Annotated in this window: 13 protein-coding genes and 1 pseudogene; 10 read left to right on the plus strand and 4 right to left on the minus strand. The window is 75.4% G+C overall.

Annotation, left to right across the window (positions count from 1 at the left end; translation table 11 throughout):
- Positions 1-290: pseudogene (locus tag ABD158_RS08885) on the minus strand (FdrA family protein); the annotation flags it as partial.
- A complete protein-coding gene (locus tag ABD158_RS08890) occupies positions 287-958 on the minus strand; it encodes an oxamate carbamoyltransferase subunit AllH family protein (RefSeq protein ID WP_344006246.1) in 672 nt (223 codons plus the stop codon). The gene ABD158_RS08890 and the pseudogene ABD158_RS08885, both read right to left, overlap by 4 nt.
- A 123-nt stretch (positions 959-1,081) precedes the next feature.
- On the opposite strand from ABD158_RS08890, the gene ABD158_RS08895 reads away from it, so the two are divergent.
- The 7 genes from ABD158_RS08895 (at position 1,082) to ABD158_RS08925 (ending at position 9,764) form a co-directional block, all read left to right on the plus strand.
- Positions 1,082-2,455 (plus strand): PucR family transcriptional regulator, encoded by a 1,374-nt coding sequence (locus ABD158_RS08895; protein WP_344006248.1) that lies wholly within the window; start codon positions 1,082-1,084, stop codon positions 2,453-2,455.
- A 154-nt stretch (positions 2,456-2,609) separates the two neighbouring features.
- Positions 2,610-3,968 (plus strand): uracil-xanthine permease family protein, encoded by a 1,359-nt coding sequence (locus tag ABD158_RS08900; protein WP_344006250.1) that lies wholly within the window; start codon positions 2,610-2,612, stop codon positions 3,966-3,968.
- Positions 3,965-4,801 (plus strand): FAD binding domain-containing protein, encoded by an 837-nt coding sequence (locus ABD158_RS08905; protein ID WP_344006252.1) that lies wholly within the window; start codon positions 3,965-3,967, stop codon positions 4,799-4,801. The genes ABD158_RS08900 and ABD158_RS08905 overlap by 4 nt, the downstream gene beginning before the upstream one ends.
- On the plus strand, positions 4,798-5,349 hold the full coding sequence (locus tag ABD158_RS08910; protein ID WP_344006254.1) for a (2Fe-2S)-binding protein: 552 nt from the start codon (positions 4,798-4,800) through the stop codon (positions 5,347-5,349). Before ABD158_RS08905 ends, ABD158_RS08910 begins: the two co-directional genes overlap by 4 nt.
- Positions 5,346-7,730: an aerobic carbon-monoxide dehydrogenase large subunit gene (gene cutA, locus ABD158_RS08915; protein ID WP_344006256.1), complete on the plus strand. Its 2,385-nt coding sequence runs from the start codon at positions 5,346-5,348 to the stop codon at positions 7,728-7,730. Before ABD158_RS08910 ends, cutA begins: the two co-directional genes overlap by 4 nt.
- 13 nt (positions 7,731-7,743) lie before the next feature.
- Positions 7,744-8,379, plus strand: coding sequence for an SRPBCC family protein (locus ABD158_RS08920; RefSeq protein WP_344006258.1), 636 nt, complete (start codon positions 7,744-7,746; stop codon positions 8,377-8,379).
- On the plus strand, positions 8,376-9,764 hold the full coding sequence (locus ABD158_RS08925) for an amidase (RefSeq protein WP_344006260.1): 1,389 nt from the start codon (positions 8,376-8,378) through the stop codon (positions 9,762-9,764). The genes ABD158_RS08920 and ABD158_RS08925 overlap by 4 nt, the downstream gene beginning before the upstream one ends.
- Positions 9,765-9,859: 95 nt before the next feature.
- Here the strand turns inward: ABD158_RS08925 and ABD158_RS08930 are convergent, their stop codons facing one another.
- Both ABD158_RS08930 and ABD158_RS08935 read right to left on the minus strand, forming a co-directional pair.
- On the minus strand, positions 9,860-10,405 hold the full coding sequence (locus ABD158_RS08930; protein ID WP_344006262.1) for a 2'-5' RNA ligase family protein: 546 nt from the start codon (positions 10,403-10,405) through the stop codon (positions 9,860-9,862).
- Positions 10,406-10,421: 16 nt separating this feature from the next.
- Positions 10,422-10,655, minus strand: coding sequence for a superinfection immunity protein (locus ABD158_RS08935; protein ID WP_344006263.1), 234 nt, complete (start codon positions 10,653-10,655; stop codon positions 10,422-10,424).
- A 130-nt stretch (positions 10,656-10,785) separates the two neighbouring features.
- Here ABD158_RS08935 and ABD158_RS08940 point away from each other — a divergent pair, with 130 nt between their 5' ends.
- From ABD158_RS08940 to ABD158_RS08950, 3 genes are read left to right on the plus strand one after another with little or no spacing between them, the layout of a single operon-like run.
- Entirely contained in the window at positions 10,786-12,906 is a 2,121-nt protein-coding gene (locus tag ABD158_RS08940; RefSeq protein WP_344006265.1) for a hydantoinase/oxoprolinase family protein, read from the plus strand.
- On the plus strand, positions 12,903-14,834 hold the full coding sequence (locus ABD158_RS08945; protein ID WP_344006266.1) for a hydantoinase B/oxoprolinase family protein: 1,932 nt from the start codon (positions 12,903-12,905) through the stop codon (positions 14,832-14,834). The genes ABD158_RS08940 and ABD158_RS08945 overlap by 4 nt, the downstream gene beginning before the upstream one ends.
- Complete coding sequence (locus ABD158_RS08950; RefSeq protein ID WP_344006268.1) at positions 14,831-15,541, plus strand: SDR family oxidoreductase; 711 nt, start codon at positions 14,831-14,833, stop codon at positions 15,539-15,541. Before ABD158_RS08945 ends, ABD158_RS08950 begins: the two co-directional genes overlap by 4 nt.
- Positions 15,542-15,545 lie beyond the last annotated feature (4 nt).

Genomic DNA, 15,545 nt, shown 5'->3' on the forward strand with positions numbered 1-15,545 from the left:
CGCAGGCCGGCGTCGGCGAGAGCCGCGACGTCCCGGGCGCGGGCGGCGTCGAGGTCGCCGTCGTCGCCCAGACGCACCGCGACGACCATGTCGTGGGGCCCGGCGGCGTCGGGCACCGCGAACCCCATGCCGGCGAGCACCTCGACGTTGAGCGGGGTGGCCATCGCCACCTGCGCAGAGGCGACCCCGGGCAGGGCCTGCACGGCTCGGCTGACCTGGAGGAGCGCCACCGAGTCGGCGTAGGCCCCGCGGCGGAGCTCGACGTGGGTGCGTGGGGGGTGCGCGGTCATGCCGCCGCTCCGATCCGCTGGGGACTGAGGTGGGACAGCGCCGCCGCGGCGCCGGTGAGCAGGCCGTGCCCGGAGGTGTGGCCGACGGCCAGCAGGTCGCGGGTCGCCGCGCCCTCCGAGGGCGTGCCGGCCGCGGCGAGCCAGGTCGCCAGCCGGGGCACCGCCTCGCCGTGCATCGCGCAGTCGAGCAGGGTGGCCGAGAGCAGCGTGGTGCGCCCGGAGAGCGCGCGCACCATCAGGTCCACGTCGTCGGTGGCGACGCCGGCGGCGCGGTGCGTGACGAGCCAGCCCGCCAGCACGTCGTCGTCGTACGGCGTGAGGCCGTCGCCGCGGCCGACGCGCAGGGCGGGCAGGGGGCCGGGGCCGGTGACGCGCGTCGTCACCGTCGGCACGCCCACGTCGACGAGCCGCCCCACCCTCAGGGCGGCACCGCCCAGGTGCAGGACGCCCGCGCGGACCTCGGCGGTCGGCGGGAGGTGGTCCACGCGGGGCAGGTCGCTGCGCAGCGCGCACGGCACGGCCACCGCGTCGCGCGCCAGCAGGCCCACGCACCGGCCCGACACCTCGACGTAGGTGGCGACGGCGCTGCGGTGCAGGACCGGCACCGGGCCGTCGGGGGCGGTCCGCAGCAGGTCCCGGACGCGGACGGGGGCGGCGACGGGGAGCATCCCGGCGACGCTAACCCGCCCCGCTAGCGTGTGCCGATGTGGAGTTCTGCCGAAGCGTCGCCCCCGTGACGGCACATGTCGCTGACGACGACCGGTCCCTCGCCGCGTCCGGGGAGCGTCGCCGTGGCTGACGACGACCCCGGGCGGCCCGACCCGGCGCCGGGCGGGACCGCGGCCCGGACCGCGGGCGCCCCCGACGCGCTGGCGCGGGTGGACGCCCTGCACATCGCGCTGACTCAGATCGTGCTCGAGGGCGGGGACCTGGCCGGGATCGCGGCCGAGGTCAGCCGCGTGCTCGACATCGCGGTCATCGTCACCTCCAGCGACGGTCGCGAGCGTGCCGCCGCGGTGAGCGACCGGGTGCGGGAGGTCCTCGCCGACCACCAGCTGCTCGACCCCACCGGACGCGTGCGGGTCGAGCGGATCGGGGCGACGGGCACCCCGGTCGCCGCCGGGGAGGCCCGACTGATGCTGGTCGGCGCCGGCGGGGCGGACCTGGCGCGCCTGGTGTGCGTGCGCACCACCCGGCCGTTCGGCCACGACGACGTCCAGTCCCTCGAGCGCGCCGCCGCCGTCGCCGCCCTGCTGATCACCCGCGAGGCCGCGGTCACCGCGGTGGAGAACAAGTACCAGGGCGACTTCCTGCGCGACCTGCTCCTGCGGCGCACCTCCGACCCGGCGTACGTCGCGGAGCACGCGGAGGGCTTCGGCTGGGACCTGCGCCGCCCCCACGTCGTGGTCTCCGCCCAGCTCGACCGGCCCGAGGACGACCCGCCCGTCTCCAGCGCCCGGCGGCGGCAGTGGCAGGAGCGGTTCTCGGCCGCCTGGCGTCAGGTGGGCGCCGAGCTCGGCGAGGGCATCGCCAGCGTCGACTTCTCCTCCGAGGTCGTCACGCTGCTGCCCGTCGGGGAGCCGTCCGACCCTGCCGACCCTGCCGACCCGGGCGACCCGGCCGGACCGGCCGACCCCGCCCCGGGGGCCGACCCGGGCCTCCTGCCCGGCGAGGCGCTCGTACGACGGGCGGTCACCGCCGTGCGCGGGGACCGCGGCGGCGGGCGTCGCCCCTTCTCGGTCGGCGTGAGCCGGGTCGCGGCGACCGTCGACGACCTGCCCGAGGCCTACCTGCAGGCGCGCCGCGCGGTCGACGTGGGGCGCCGGGTGCAGGGGATCGGCGCGCTGGCGTTCTTCGACCGGCTCGGCCTGCACCGACTGATCGCCCTCGTGCCGGAGCAGCGGGAGCTGGCGTCGTTCGTGGCGGACGTGCTGGGCCCGCTCGCCGCGCGCACCGAGGAGGCCGCCGACCTGCGCGAGACGCTGCAGGTGCTGATCGACACCAACTTCAACGTGGCCGAGGCGGCGCGCACGCAGTTCTTCCACTACAACACGATGCGCTACCGCGTCTCCAAGCTCGAGCGGCTCCTCGGCCCGGTGGCCAGCGACCCGCATCTGCGTCTCGACGTCGCCGTCGCCCTGCGCGTGCTCGACGTCGTCGTCTGAGGCGGGGGAGCCGGCACCGGCGCGGGCAGGCCCCGCAAGTGGTGCCAACCACGGGTGCGACCGTTCGGCAGACCCTGCCGTCGTAGGGGTGAGATCCGGCTCACTACGTTGGCGTGGATCTCGGGCTCCGAGGACGAGCGAAGGGCGTGGCCGGATGTCGATGTTCACGTGGGACGTGGTGGACCCCGCCCCGGGCGAGGCCGTCGGGCCGCGCCAGCGACTGCCGTGGGGCAAGACGATCGGCCTGGGCGCCCAGCACGTCGTCGCCATGTTCGGGGCCACGTTCGTCTTCCCGCTCGTCATGGGCCTCGACGCCAACCTCGCGATCATGTTCAGCGGCATCTGCACGGTGCTGTTCCTGCTGATCTGCGCCAACCGCGTGCCCAGCTACCTCGGCACCTCGGCCGCCTTCGTCGGCGGGGTCGCGGCCATCCGGCTGCAGGGCGGCGACTCGGCCGACGTCACCGGCGCGATCATGGTCGCGGGTCTCGTGCTCGTCGTCGTCGGCGTGCTGGTCCACGTCGCCGGCACCGGCCTGATCTCGCGGGTGCTCCCGCCGGCCGTCACCGGCGCCGTGGTGATGCTGATCGGCTTCAACCTCGCGCCCGTGGTGGCGCAGACCTACTGGCCCCAGGACCAGTGGGTCGCGCTGCTGACCGCCACCTTCCTGGTGGCCGGCGCCGTGCTGCTGCCGGGCTTCTGGTCGCGGATCGCGGTCTTCCTGTCACTGGTCTTCGGCTACCTGCTGTCGTGGGCCCTCGACGGGGTCCTCGGCCCGATCACCTCGGTGCTCCCGACCGGCCCCGACCCGGTCGAGCACGACCGCGTCGACCTGTCGGCGGTCGGCCGGGCGGACTGGATCGGCCTGCCCAGCGGCACGCTCGCGGACGGCGTCCCCGTCGTCCACGCCCCGAGCATCGAGCTCACCTTCGTGCTGCTGGTCCTGCCCGGCGTAGTGGCCCTGATCGCCGAGAACCTCGGCCACGTCAAGGCCGTCGCCGACATGACCGGCGAGGACCTGGACCCCTACATGGGCCGCGCCATCGGCGCCGACGGCCTCGCCACCGCGCTGGCCAGCGCGTTCGGCGGCTCCCCGACCACGACGTACGCCGAGAACATCGGCGTCATGAGCGCCACCCGGGTCTACTCGACCGCGGCCTACTACGTCGCCGCCGCGGTCGCGATCCTGCTCGGGCTCTGCCCGAAGTTCGGCGCGATCGTCAACGCCACCCCCGGCGGCGTGCTCGGCGGCATCACGGTCGTGCTGTACGGGATGATCGGCCTGGTGGGCGCCAAGATCTGGGTCGAGAACCGGGTCGACTTCGGCGACCCCGTCAACCTCGTCGGCCTCGCCGCCGGCATCATCGTCGGGGTCGGCAACGTGACCCTCGTGATCACCGACCAGTTCCAGCTCTCCGGCATCGCGTTCGGCACGCTGCTGGTCGTCGTCTACTTCCACCTGGCCCGCACCGGGAGGTCGAGCACGTCCGGCGAGGTGACCCGCGCCCCGTGAAGCCCGCGCCCTTCGTCTACCACCGGCCCCGGACCCTCGACGAGGCCGTCGCCCTGCTCGCCTCCGAGCCCGACGCCAAGGTGATGGCGGGCGGCCAGAGCCTGGTGCCGCTGCTGTCGATGCGGCTCGCCGGTCCGGCGACGATCGTCGACGTCTCGGCGGTCGCGGGCCTCGCCACGCTCGTCGTCGACGACGGCGGGGTCCGGGTGGGCGCGATGGTCCGGCACGCCGACCTCCTCGCCGACCCCGACGCACGCCGGGTCCAGCCGCTCCTCGGCGCGGCGCTGGCGCACGTCGCCCACCCCACGATCCGCAACCGCGGCACGACCGTGGGCTCGATCGTCCACGCCGACGCCGCCGCGGAGATGCCCGTGGTGCTCGCCGTGCTCGAGGGCTCGGTCGACGTGGTCGGCCCGCACGGCGGGCGCACCATCGCCGCCGCCGATCTCGTCGTGGGCCCCCTCGAGTCCTCGCTGGCCCCCGACGAGATCGCCACCTCGGCCTGGTTCCCCGCCCTCGCGCCCGGTGCCGGGGTGGGGTTCGCGGAGATCGCCCGACGCCGCGGCGACTACGCCGTGGTCGGGGTCGCGGCGCTGGTCGAGGCGGGGGGCCGCGCCCGGGTCGGGTACCTGTCGGTCGGCGACGTCCCCACCGTCGTCGACGTCACCGGCGTCGACCCCGCCGACGCGGGGGAGGCGGCGCTCGCCCACCTGGAGCCCGGCGGCGACGTGCACGCCTCCGCGGCGTACCGGGCCCAGCTCGTCCGTGTGCTGACCGCCCGGGTCCTGCGCGAGGCCGAGGCCCACCGACAGACCCGCCAGGGAGCCGCATGAGAGTCCCGACCGACCCGCAGACCGGCCCGCAGACCGACTCGCAGACCGGGGAGTACCTCCACGACGTCCGCCTGCGCGTGAACGGGGTCGTCCACGACCTGCGGGTGCCCGCGCGCCGGCTGCTGAGCGACGCCCTGCGCCACGACCTCGGGCTCACCGGCACCCACGTCGGCTGCGAGCACGGCGTCTGCGGTGCCTGCACCGTCCTCGTCGACGGCCGCCCGGCCCGCGCGTGCCTGATGCTCGCCGTCGCGAGCGTCGGGGCCGAGATCACGACCGTCGAGGGGCTCACCCGCCCGGACGGGTCGCTGGGCCCGGTGCAGCAGGCGTTCCGCGAGTGCCACGGGCTGCAGTGCGGCTTCTGCACCCCGGGCTTCCTGACCACCGTCCACGCCGGGCTCGAGGAGAACCCCGACCCCACCCACGAGGAGGCCCGGGAGATGATCGGCGGCAACCTGTGCCGCTGCACCGGCTACCAGAACATCGTGCGGGCCGTCGAGCGCGCGGCCGTGCTCCGCCGCGAGACCGCGGACGGGGACCGCGCGTGACCACCAGGCTCATGGGCACCGGCGTCCAGCGCGTCGAGGACCAGCGCCTCCTGCGGGGCCAGGGGGCCTACACCGACGACCTCGACGTCGGGCCCGGGCTGCTCCACGCCGCCGTCGTCCGCTCGCCCCACGCGCACGCGCGGATCGTCGACATCGACGTCGACGCGGTCCTCGACGTCGAGGGCGTGCACGCCGTGTTCACCCACGAGGACCTCAGCGGCCCCATGGCCGAGCCGCTGCCGCTGCTCATCCCGCACCCGGCCCTCACCCACGGCCGCACCCAGTACGCGCTGGCCAGGGACGAGGTGAACTACGTCGGCGAGGCGGTCGCGTTCGTCGTGGCCACCGACCGCTACGTCGCCGAGGACGCCGTCGGCCGGGTCCGGGTCACCTACGACGTGCTGCCGGCCGTGGTCGGCATCGAGGCCGCACGCGCCGCCGAGCGCCTGGTGCACGACGACGTGCCGGGCAACCTCGGCGCCCGCCTCGAGCAGCAGGTCGGCGACGCCCCCGCCGCCGTCGCGGCCGCGCCGCACCGGCTCTCGCTGGACCTCGACATCGAGCGCAGCGCGTGCATGCCCCTCGAGGGCCGGGCGACCGTCGCCCGCTGGGAGCCGGCGCTCGACCGGCTGCAGGTGTGGACCTCGACGCAGTCCTCGACGGGCGTCCGCGCCGCCGTCGCGGTCAAGCTCGGCCTCGACCTCGGACAGGTCGACGTCATCACCCCCGACGTCGGCGGCGGTTTCGGCCTGAAGATCAACCACCCGTGGCCCGAGGAGCTCCTGGTCCCGTACGCCGCCCGCGTGCTGGGGCGGCCGGTGAAGTTCGTCGAGGACCGCCGCGAGCACTTCATCTCCTCGGCCCACGAGCGCGGCCAGGTCCAGCACGTCGAGGTCGGCTTCGACGACGACGGGCGGCTGCTCGGGCTCGACGTCGAGTTCTGGCACGACCACGGCGCGTACACGCCGTACGGGCTGATCGTCCCGATCATCACCTCCACCCAGCTCCTGGGCCCCTACAAGCCGGGCGCCTACCGGGTCGTCTTCTCCTCGCTCTACACCAACACCGTGATCGTCACGCCCTACCGCGGCGCCGGGCGGCCCCAGGGCTGCTACGCGATGGAGCGCACGATGGACGCGATCGCGGCGCACCTCGGCAAGGACCGCGCCGAGGTGCGGCGGGTCAACCTGATCCAGCCCGACGAGTTCCCCTACGAGCACCACCTGGTCTTCCAGGACGGCCGTCCGCTGACCTACGACTCCGGCGACTACCCGGCGATGCTGGACAAGATCCTGGCGCTCGTCGACTGGGACGGCTTCGGGGCCCGCAGGGCCGCGGCGGCCGCGGAGGGTCGCCGCCTGGGCATCGGCCTGGCCTGCTACGTCGAGGGCACCGGCGTGGGCCCCTACGAGGGCGCCCACGTGCACGTCGAGACCACCGGCAAGGTCAAGGTCGCGACCGGCCTGACCAGCCAGGGGCAGGGCCACGAGACCGTCTTCGCGCAGCTCGTCGCCGACGAGCTGGGCTGCCGGTTCTCCGACGTCGAGGTGGTCACCGGCGACACCCGCCGGATGCCGTACGCCGTGGGCACCTTCGCCTCGCGCGCCGCCGTGATGAGCGGCTCCGCGGTCCACCTGGCGGCCCGGCGGGCCAAGGAGAAGGCGTTGCGGATCGCCGCCGACGCGCTCGAGGCCGACGAGGACGACCTGCAGATCGTCGACGGCGTCGTCTCCGTCAAGGGCTCCCCGGAGACCGCGCTCGACCTCGGCACGGTCTCGGTGCTGTCGAACCCGCTGCGCTACGCCTTCGACGAGGCCTCGAAGCGGGCCACCCAGTTCAGCGTCGGCGACCCGGGCAGGCCACCGGTCGCCGAGGACGACGAGCCGGGCCTGGAGGGTCGCGACTTCTACTCGCCCGAGCGGGCCACCTTCGCCTCCGGGATGCACGCGGTCGTCGTCGAGACGGACCCGGAGACCGCCGAGGTCGAGATCCTGCAGTACGCCGTCGTCCACGACTGCGGCACGCTGATCAACCCGCTCATCGTGGAGGGCCAGATCCACGGCGGCGTCGCGCAGGGGGTGGGCGGCGCGCTCTACGAGCGGATGGCCTACGACGACACCGGCCAGCTGCTGAACGCCTCCTTCATGGACTTCCTGATGCCCTACGTCAGCGAGGTCCCCGACGGCATCGACATCGACCACCTCGAGACCCCGTCGCCGCTCAACCCGCTCGGCATCAAGGGCGCCGGCGAGGCGGGCGTGATCCCGTCGGCCGCGGTGTTCGCCGCCGCGATCTCCGACGCCGAGGGCTTCGAGATCACCGCCATGCCCATCTCGCCGTCGGAGCTGTTCGCCCTCCGCCAGGCCCAGCAGTCCCCGTGAGACGAGGAGCCCCATGAAGATCTCCGGCGCCGACGACGTCGCCCACCCGCCGCAGGTGGTGTGGGACGCCCTGCTCGACCCGCGGGTCCTCGTGGCCGCGATCCCCGGCTGCTCGCGGCTGGAGGCGACCGGCGAGCACGCCTACGACATGACCGTCACCGCGGGCGTGGCCGCGATCAAGGGCACCTACGACGGCTCGTGCGCGCTGAGCGACCTGACGCCCCACGAGACGCTCACGATGCGGCTCTCGGGCTCCGGCGCCCCGGGCACGGTGGACGCCACCGTCGCCGTGCGCTTCACCGACCTGGGCGGGCGCACCCGCGTCTCCTACGACGCCGACGCCACCGTCGGCGGCATGGTCGGCGGCGTCGGGCAGCGCATGCTGTCGAGCGTCTCGAGGCGCATGGCCGGCGAGTTCTTCGGCAACGTCGCGAAGGCGATCGAGACGCCGCCGGCCTCCGCGGCCGCCGCGGACCCCGCCACCGACGTCGCTCCCGTCGTCGAGACCGCGCCCGGGGTGTTCGTCGCACCCACGGCCGCCGTCGCGGGCCCGGCGTCCGGCACCGGGTTCCTCGCGGGCGTCGCCGTCGGCGCCGGCCTGGTCGCCCTGGGCGTCGTGCTCGGCGGCGCCCTCGGACGTCGGTCGTGACCATCACGCCGGACTCGACCGCCCGCGACCAGGCGGGCGCCGTCCGGGCGGGGGAGATCAGCGCCCGCGAGCTGCTCGAGCTGCACCTCGACCGCATCGACGCGCGCAACGGCGAGCTCACCGCGATCGTCTCCCTCGACCCCGAGCGCGCGCGCGAGGGCGCCGCCGCGGCCGACGAGGCCCTCGCCTCGGGCGCGGAGGTCGGCCCGCTGCACGGTCTGCCGTTCGCGTTCAAGGACACCCACGAGGTCGCCGGCTGGCGCACGACCTACGGCTCGGTGCTCTACGCCGACCACGTCCCCGCGACCGACGAGCTCATCGTCGAGCGGGTCCGCCGGGCCGGGGTCGTGGTGCTCGGACGGACCAACGTGCCCGAGTTCGCCGCGGGGTCCCACACCTTCAACCGGGTCTTCGGCACCACGCTCAACCCCCACGACCCGACCCGGTCCGCCGGCGGGTCCAGCGGGGGAGCGGCCTGCGCGCTCGCGGCCGGGATGGTGCCGCTCGCCGACGGCTCCGACATGGGTGGCTCCCTGCGCAACCCCGCGTCGTTCTGCGGCGTCGTCGGCCTGCGGCCCTCGCTGGGTCGGGTGCCGACGTGGCCGCAGCCCAACCACTGGGAGACGACCTCGGTGGGCGGACCGCTGGCCCGCACCGTCGACGACGTCGCGCTGCTGCTGTCGGTCATGGCCGGGCCCGACCCCCGCGCGCCGCAGGCCCTCGGCGACCCCGGGTCGGCGTTCGCGCCGCCCCTGCGCGGATCCCTGGCCGGACTGCGGGTCGCCGTCACCACCGACCTCGGCGGCGCCTTCGCCTGCGACCGGGAGGTGGCCGCGGTCGTGGCCGCGTCGGCCGGCACCCTGGCGTCGGCGGGCGCCCGGGTCGACGACGAGGTCCCCGACCTGCGCGAGGGCGAGGACGTCTTCCGCACGCTGCGTGCCTGGCACTTCCAGGCGACGTTCGCCGAGCGCCTCGCCGCCCACCCGGACGCCTTCAAGACCTCGCTCGCCGACAACATCCGCGCCGGCGCCGACCTCACCGGCGCCGACGTCGCCCGCGCGTACGCCGGCCGGACCACGCTCGCGCACCGGGTGCGGGAGTTCTTCACCACCCACGACCTGCTGGTGCTGCCGGCCTCCCAGGTGCCGCCGTTCCCGGCCGAGGTGGAGTACCCCGGCGCCATCGACGGCGTGCCGACGGAGACCTACCTCGACTGGATGCGGGCGGCCTACCTCGTCACCGTCACCGGCTGCCCCGCGGTCTCGGTGCCCTTCGGTCGCACCGCCGACGGCCTGCCCGTCGGGCTCCAGCTCGTCGCGGCCCACGGCCGGGACCGGTTCCTGCTGGAGTGCGCGGCCGCGCTGGAGGTCCTCGTCGCCGGATAGACACCGGGTGGCACCGGGTGGCACCGGGTGGCACCGGGTGGCGCCGGGTGGTTCGGGGTGACGCCGACCGCCGTCACAGGCCCGTCAGCCCGCCGTCAGCCCGCCGCCGGTCCCGACCGGACGACCGAGAGCTCCCGGGTGCGGGGCACCCAGTGGCGCAGCACCACGCCGTGACCGGTCAGCGCCCCGAGGGGCAGCAGGTCCAGGGCCGCCGCGACCTGGTCGGCGTCGAGGCCGGCGGCCAGGGTGACGTGGGGCGTCCACGCGCCGGGCGCGGTGTGGGCGGCCGGCGGCCAGGGCGGGTGCCCGGCGGCCGCGTCGAGCAGCGCGCCCACCTCGGCGTGCAGCCCGAGCAGGGCCTCGCCCGGCGTCACCGCCCGGGCGAGCACGAGGCCGCGCCGGGTCGGCAGGACCAGCAGCCCGGTGAGCGTCAGCGGGACGGGCAGCCGCGCCGCGGCCCGTCGTACGGCGTCGGGCGGGGGCAGGTGGCGTCGCTGCGCGAGGGTGACGTGCGGGGCGTTGGTGTGCAGCGGGTGCTCGGCCAGGCTCGGCAGGCCGGCGTCGGCCAGCAGCCGCCACTGGGCGCGGACCCGGTCGTCGAGCGCGTCGTCCAGACCGAGGTCGACCGACGAGGCAGGCACCGGCGTCGGCGAGCGGTCAGTAGCGGCCGACCGGCTTGTGGGAGCCGAACGACATCACCAGCGCGACGATCCACAGCACCACGGTCCAGCCGCCGAGCAGGTTGACCCAGAAGATCGTCCAGTGGTTCGACTTGCCGCGCAGGGCGGCGACGGCCCACGGCAGCATGTAGCCGCCGGTCAGGATCGCGACGAGGACGGCGACGAAGGCGCTGACGGGCCGGTCGCGCTGGTCGGTCAGGTAGCCACTCATGGCCCGAGCGTACCGGCGGGGCCACGCCGCTGCCGGGCGTCGCGGCCTGTCAGAGGTTGCGGCGCGGAGCAGGGCCGGTCGGCAACCTCTGCCATGGTCGCCGTCCGGCGGGGCCGGTTGAATCGTCGCCATGCCTGAGGAGTCACGGGGACCGCGCCGCGTCCGGGTCGGCATCGACACCGGGGGCACGTTCACCGACGTCGTCGCGCTCGACGAGGCCAGCGGCGAGGTGGTGACGACGAAGACGCCGTCGACCCCGGCGAACCCCGCGGACGGCTTCATGGCCGGGATCGCGAAGGTGCTCGACCTCCTGGGGCTCCCGCCCGGCGACGGCGGCCCGCTCGCCGCGGTCAGCCACGGCACCACCGTGGCGACCAACCAGCTCCTGGAGGGCAAGGTCGACCGGCTGGGGTTCCTCACCACCGAGGGCTACGGCGCGATGCTGGAGATCGCGCGCCAGTCCGTGCCCGACGGCTACGGCAACTCCTACTTCTGGGTGAAGCCGCCGCGGATCGTCCCGCGCGACCTGGTGCAGGAGGTCGGGGGCCGCCTGGACCACACGGGCGCCGAGGTCCGGCCCTTCGACGAGGCCGGCGCGCGGCGCGCCGCCCGCTGGTTCCGCGACCACGGCGTCGACACCCTCGGGGTCTGCTTCCTGCACTCCTACGCGAACGACGCCCACGAGGAGCGGATGCGCGCCGTCCTCGCCGAGGAGCACCCCGACGCGGTGGTCTCGGTCAGCAGCGAGGTGCTGCGCGAGTACCGCGAGTACGAGCGCGCCATGACCACGCTCGTCGACGCGGCCGTGAAGCCGCGGCTCGGCCGCTACGTGCGCACCATCTCCGAGCGCCTCGCCGCCCTGGCCGGCCGCGAGGACGTCGGGGCGGTGCCCTTCTACGTGATGAAGTCCAACGGCGGCGTGCTGAGCGCCGAGGAGGTCGTCCACCAGCCGATCACGACGGTGCTGTCGGGCCCCGCGGCGGGCGCGCTCGGCGCGGCACTGATCGCCCGCACCGCGGGCTTCGACAAGGTGCTCACCTGTGACGGCGGCGGCACGTCGACCGACGTCTCGGTCGTCGTGGACGGCGAGCCCACGCTGACCACCGAGGGCTCCGTGGGGGCCTTCCCGAGCAAGATCCCGATGATCGACGTCGTCACCGTCGGCGCCGGCGGCGGGTCGGTGGCCTGGCTGGGCCCGGAGGGCACCCTCAAGGTCGGGCCCCACTCGGCCGGCGCCGACCCCGGCCCGCTCTGCTACGCCACGGGCGGCACCGACGTCACCATCACCGACGCCCACGTCGTGCTGGGCCGGATCCCGCCCCACCTGCTCGGCGGCGAGATCCCGCTCGACGTCGCGGCGGCCCGCGCGGGGGTCGAGAAGCTGGCCGGCGAGCTCGGTCTGAGCCCCGAGGCGGCCGCCGCGGGCGTGCTGGAGATCTCCGCCTGGAACCAGGCCAACGCGCTGCGCGAGGTCACCGTCAAGCGCGGCCTCGACGTCCGCGACTTCACCCTCGTGACCTTCGGCGGCTCGGGCTCGCTGCTGCTGTGCCGTCTGGTCGACGTGCTCGGGCTGCGCCGGGTGCTGGTGCCGCCCGACCCCGGCAACGTCTCCGCGTTCGGGCTGCTGACGGTCGACGTCCGCAACGACGTCGTGCAGACCCACGTCGCGCTCGCCGACGACCTCGACCCCGCGACGCTCCGCGACGCGTACGCCGGGCTCGTGGCCCGCGCCGACGAGGCGCTCGCGAGGGAGGGGTTCGCCCCGGAGGCGCGGGTCCACCACTGCACCGCCGACCTGCGCTACCTCGGCCAGGCCTTCGAGGTGCGGGTGGGCGTCCCGCCGCCCGAGGACCTCGACCCGGCCGCGCTCGACGCGGTCGCCGACGCCTTCCACGCCGCGCACCGCGGCCTGTACGGCTACGACTTCGCCCACGACGCCGACCAGCAGGTCGAGTGGGTCAACCTGCGGGTCTCCGGCATCGGGCCGATCCGGCGCCCCGAGATTCCCTCGTACGAGCCGGCGCCGCAGGACCCGACGCCCACCGGTCGCCGCGAGGTGTGCTTCGACCCGGCCGCCGGCCACGTCGACACCCCGGTGCTGCGGCGCACCGACCTCACCCCGGGCACCACGGTGGTCGGCCCCGCGGTCATCGAGGAGTTCGGCTCGACCGTGCCCCTGCACCCCGGGTTCTCCGCCCGGGTGGACGCCCACCGCAACCTCGTCGTCGAGCGTGTCGGGAGGGACGCATGACCAGCTCCAGCCGCCGGGCCCCCACCGAGTTCCCGTTCGGGTTCCTCACCGACGACCGCGGTGCCGGCGCGGACCCGGTGCTGACCGAGATCGTGGCCGGGAGCCTGGCCGCCGTCGAGCGGGAGGTCGAGACCGCGATCGCGCGCACGTCGCGCAGCCCGATGATCCGCGACGCCCACGACTTCCGCGCCGGCATCCACGACCGCCTGCTCCGCAAGCTCACGGGCCGCTCGTACTCCGCGCTCGTGCACCCCGTGGCCCGGGACTTCCCGATCGCCGGGATGCGCGAGGGCGACGTCTTCTTCCACAACGACGTCTACCGCTCCGAGGGCGGCATCGGTCACCTGCCCGACCTCTGCGTCACCGTCCCGGTCTTCAGCGAGGGCGCGGTCGTCGCGTTCGTGCAGGCCTTCGGCCACCACGACGACATCGGCGGCGCCGTGCCCGGCTCGATGCCGTCCGGGGCCACGAGCGTGTTCTCCGAGGGGCTCATGGTCCCCCCGATCCGGCTGTGGGACGCCGGCGTGCCCAACCGGGCGGCGCTCACGATCATGACCCGCAACTCCCGGATGCCGGAGTCGCTGGCCGCCGACCTCGACGCCGAGTGCTCGGCCTGCCTGATGGGCGCGCGGCGGCTGGGCGAGCTGTTCGACCGCTACGGCGTCGCCGCCGTCGAGGCGTGCTTCGACGCGATCATCGACGGCTCCACGCGCACCTACCGCCGCGAGATCCTGTCCAAGATCCCCGTCGGGACCTGGACGTGGGAGGACTACGCCGAGCACGACGGCGTCGACGAGCCGCAGCTGCACACCCAGCGGATCACCCTGACGCGCACGCCCGAGGACGACCCGGACGGCGAGCGGCTGGTGCTGGACTTCGACGGCACCTCCCCGCAGGCGAAGGGGCCGATCAACCACTGCGGCGACTACAGCGACGGCGTCTTCCTCGCCAAGTGGCTGGCGCCGATCCTGCGCAACCTCGCGGACACCCCCGAGCGCATGGCCGAGCTCGACGTCAACGAGGGCGTCGTGCCGCTGCTCGAGCTCCGCTTCCCCGAGCCCGGCACGCTGCTGACGCCGGTCTTCCCGGCCCCGACCAACGCGCGGACCTTCGTCATCCTGCGGCTGCTGGGCGTGCTGGCCGGGGTGGTCGCCAAGGCGGTCGACGGCCGGATGCCCGCCGACCAGGAGACGATCCGCTACACCGGGGTGTACGGCGAGGACCACGACGGCCGGCCCTACCTGATGCGCGAGGTGCTCGGCGGCGGCTCGGGCGGGCGCTACTACGCCGACGGCGAGGACACCATCCACGTCGTCCCCGACTCCCGCAACCTGCCGACCGAGTTCACCGAGGCCCGCTTCCCGTTCCGCGTCGAGGCGCTCCGGCTCGCGATGGACTCCGGCGGCGCCGGCCAGCACCGCGGCGGCCTCGGCTACGAGAAGCACGTCCGGATGCTCAAGGACGGCCACTTCATGTCGATCGCCGACCGCTCGATCCTGGCCTGCTGGGGCGTGAAGGGCGGCCTGGCGGGCGCGCCGTTCTCCGTCGTCGTCGACCCGGGCGGGCCCGCGGAGCGCGAGGTCGACGCGCTGGCCGACGCCGAGCCCGTGCGGGCCGGCGAGGTGATCCGGATCCGCACCACCGGCGGCGGCGGGTGGGGCGACCCGCTGCAGCGCGACCCCGAGGCGGTCGTGCGGGACGTGGTGTGGCGCAAGGTGTCCCCGCAGGCCGCGCTGGCGTCGTACGGCGTGGTGCTGACCGGCTCCCTCGAGGCCGGCGACCTGGGCCACGACGCCGCGGCGACCGCCGCCGAGCGGGCCTCCCGGCCCGGCCCCGGCGAGGCGTTCTTCGACCGCGGCCCGGGCTACGCCCGCCTGTCCGGCGGGGCGACGCACGCCGCGGTCGACCGGCGGGTCGACGTGGGGTGAGTGCCACCCGGGTCGTGGTGCTCGCGGGCCGCGGCAAGACCGGCCGCGCGGTGGCGTCGGCGCTCGGGCGGCGCGGCGTCGGGGTCGTCGCGCTCGGCCGGGAGGTGGCCGGGGACCCGGCCGGGTCCCTCGCCCGGCTGGCGCGCGGCTGCGACGCCGCGTACGTCGTGGCCCCCAACCTGCACCCCGACGAGCCGGCCCACGTGGCCGCGGTGCTCGACGGGCTGCGGGCCGCCGGCGTCGGCCGGGTGGCCTACCACTCGGTGGCGTCGCCGTACGCGCCGTCGATGCCGCACCACCTCGGCAAGGCGGCCGCCGAGGACCTGGTGCGTCGGTCGGGGCTGGCGTGGACGGTGCTGCAGCCGGGGGCCTACCGGGACAACCTCGACCTGTCCGCCGACCTCGTGGTGCCGTACGACGTGCGCGCGCGGTTCGGCTTCGCCGACCTGGCCGACGTGGGCGAGGCGGCGGCGGTGGTGCTGACGGGGGCCGGCCACGAGGGGGCGACCTACGAGCTGGCCTCGCGGGTCGCGTCGGTCGCCGAGCTGGCCGCCGAGGCGGGGGTGACGGCGCGCCGGGGCGAGGTGGACCTGTCCGCGCTCGACCCGCGGGAGGCGGCGTGGTTGCGCGCGATGTTCGCCCACTACGACGCCCACGGGCTGCCGGTCGGCACGCGGGTGCTCGCGGCGCTGCTCGGGCGCGCCTGAGCCC

This window comes from Nocardioides lentus (genome assembly GCF_039529515.1).
Taxonomy (GTDB): domain Bacteria; phylum Actinomycetota; class Actinomycetes; order Propionibacteriales; family Nocardioidaceae; genus Nocardioides; species Nocardioides lentus.

Bases quoted from the DNA above. Each gene is read 5' to 3' on its own strand.
- ABD158_RS08890 (WP_344006246.1), bottom strand. From the start codon at position 958: ATGCTCCCCGTCGCCGCCCCCGTCCGCGTCCGGGACCTGCTGCGGACC.
- ABD158_RS08900 (WP_344006250.1), top strand. From the start codon at position 2,610: ATGTCGATGTTCACGTGGGACGTGGTGGACCCCGCCCCGGGCGAGGCC.
- ABD158_RS08910 (WP_344006254.1), top strand. From the start codon at position 4,798: ATGAGAGTCCCGACCGACCCGCAGACCGGCCCGCAGACCGACTCGCAG.
- ABD158_RS08920 (WP_344006258.1), top strand. From the start codon at position 7,744: ATGAAGATCTCCGGCGCCGACGACGTCGCCCACCCGCCGCAGGTGGTG.
- ABD158_RS08935 (WP_344006263.1), bottom strand. From the start codon at position 10,655: ATGAGTGGCTACCTGACCGACCAGCGCGACCGGCCCGTCAGCGCCTTC.
- ABD158_RS08940 (WP_344006265.1), top strand. From the start codon at position 10,786: ATGCCTGAGGAGTCACGGGGACCGCGCCGCGTCCGGGTCGGCATCGAC.
- ABD158_RS08945 (WP_344006266.1), top strand. From the start codon at position 12,903: ATGACCAGCTCCAGCCGCCGGGCCCCCACCGAGTTCCCGTTCGGGTTC.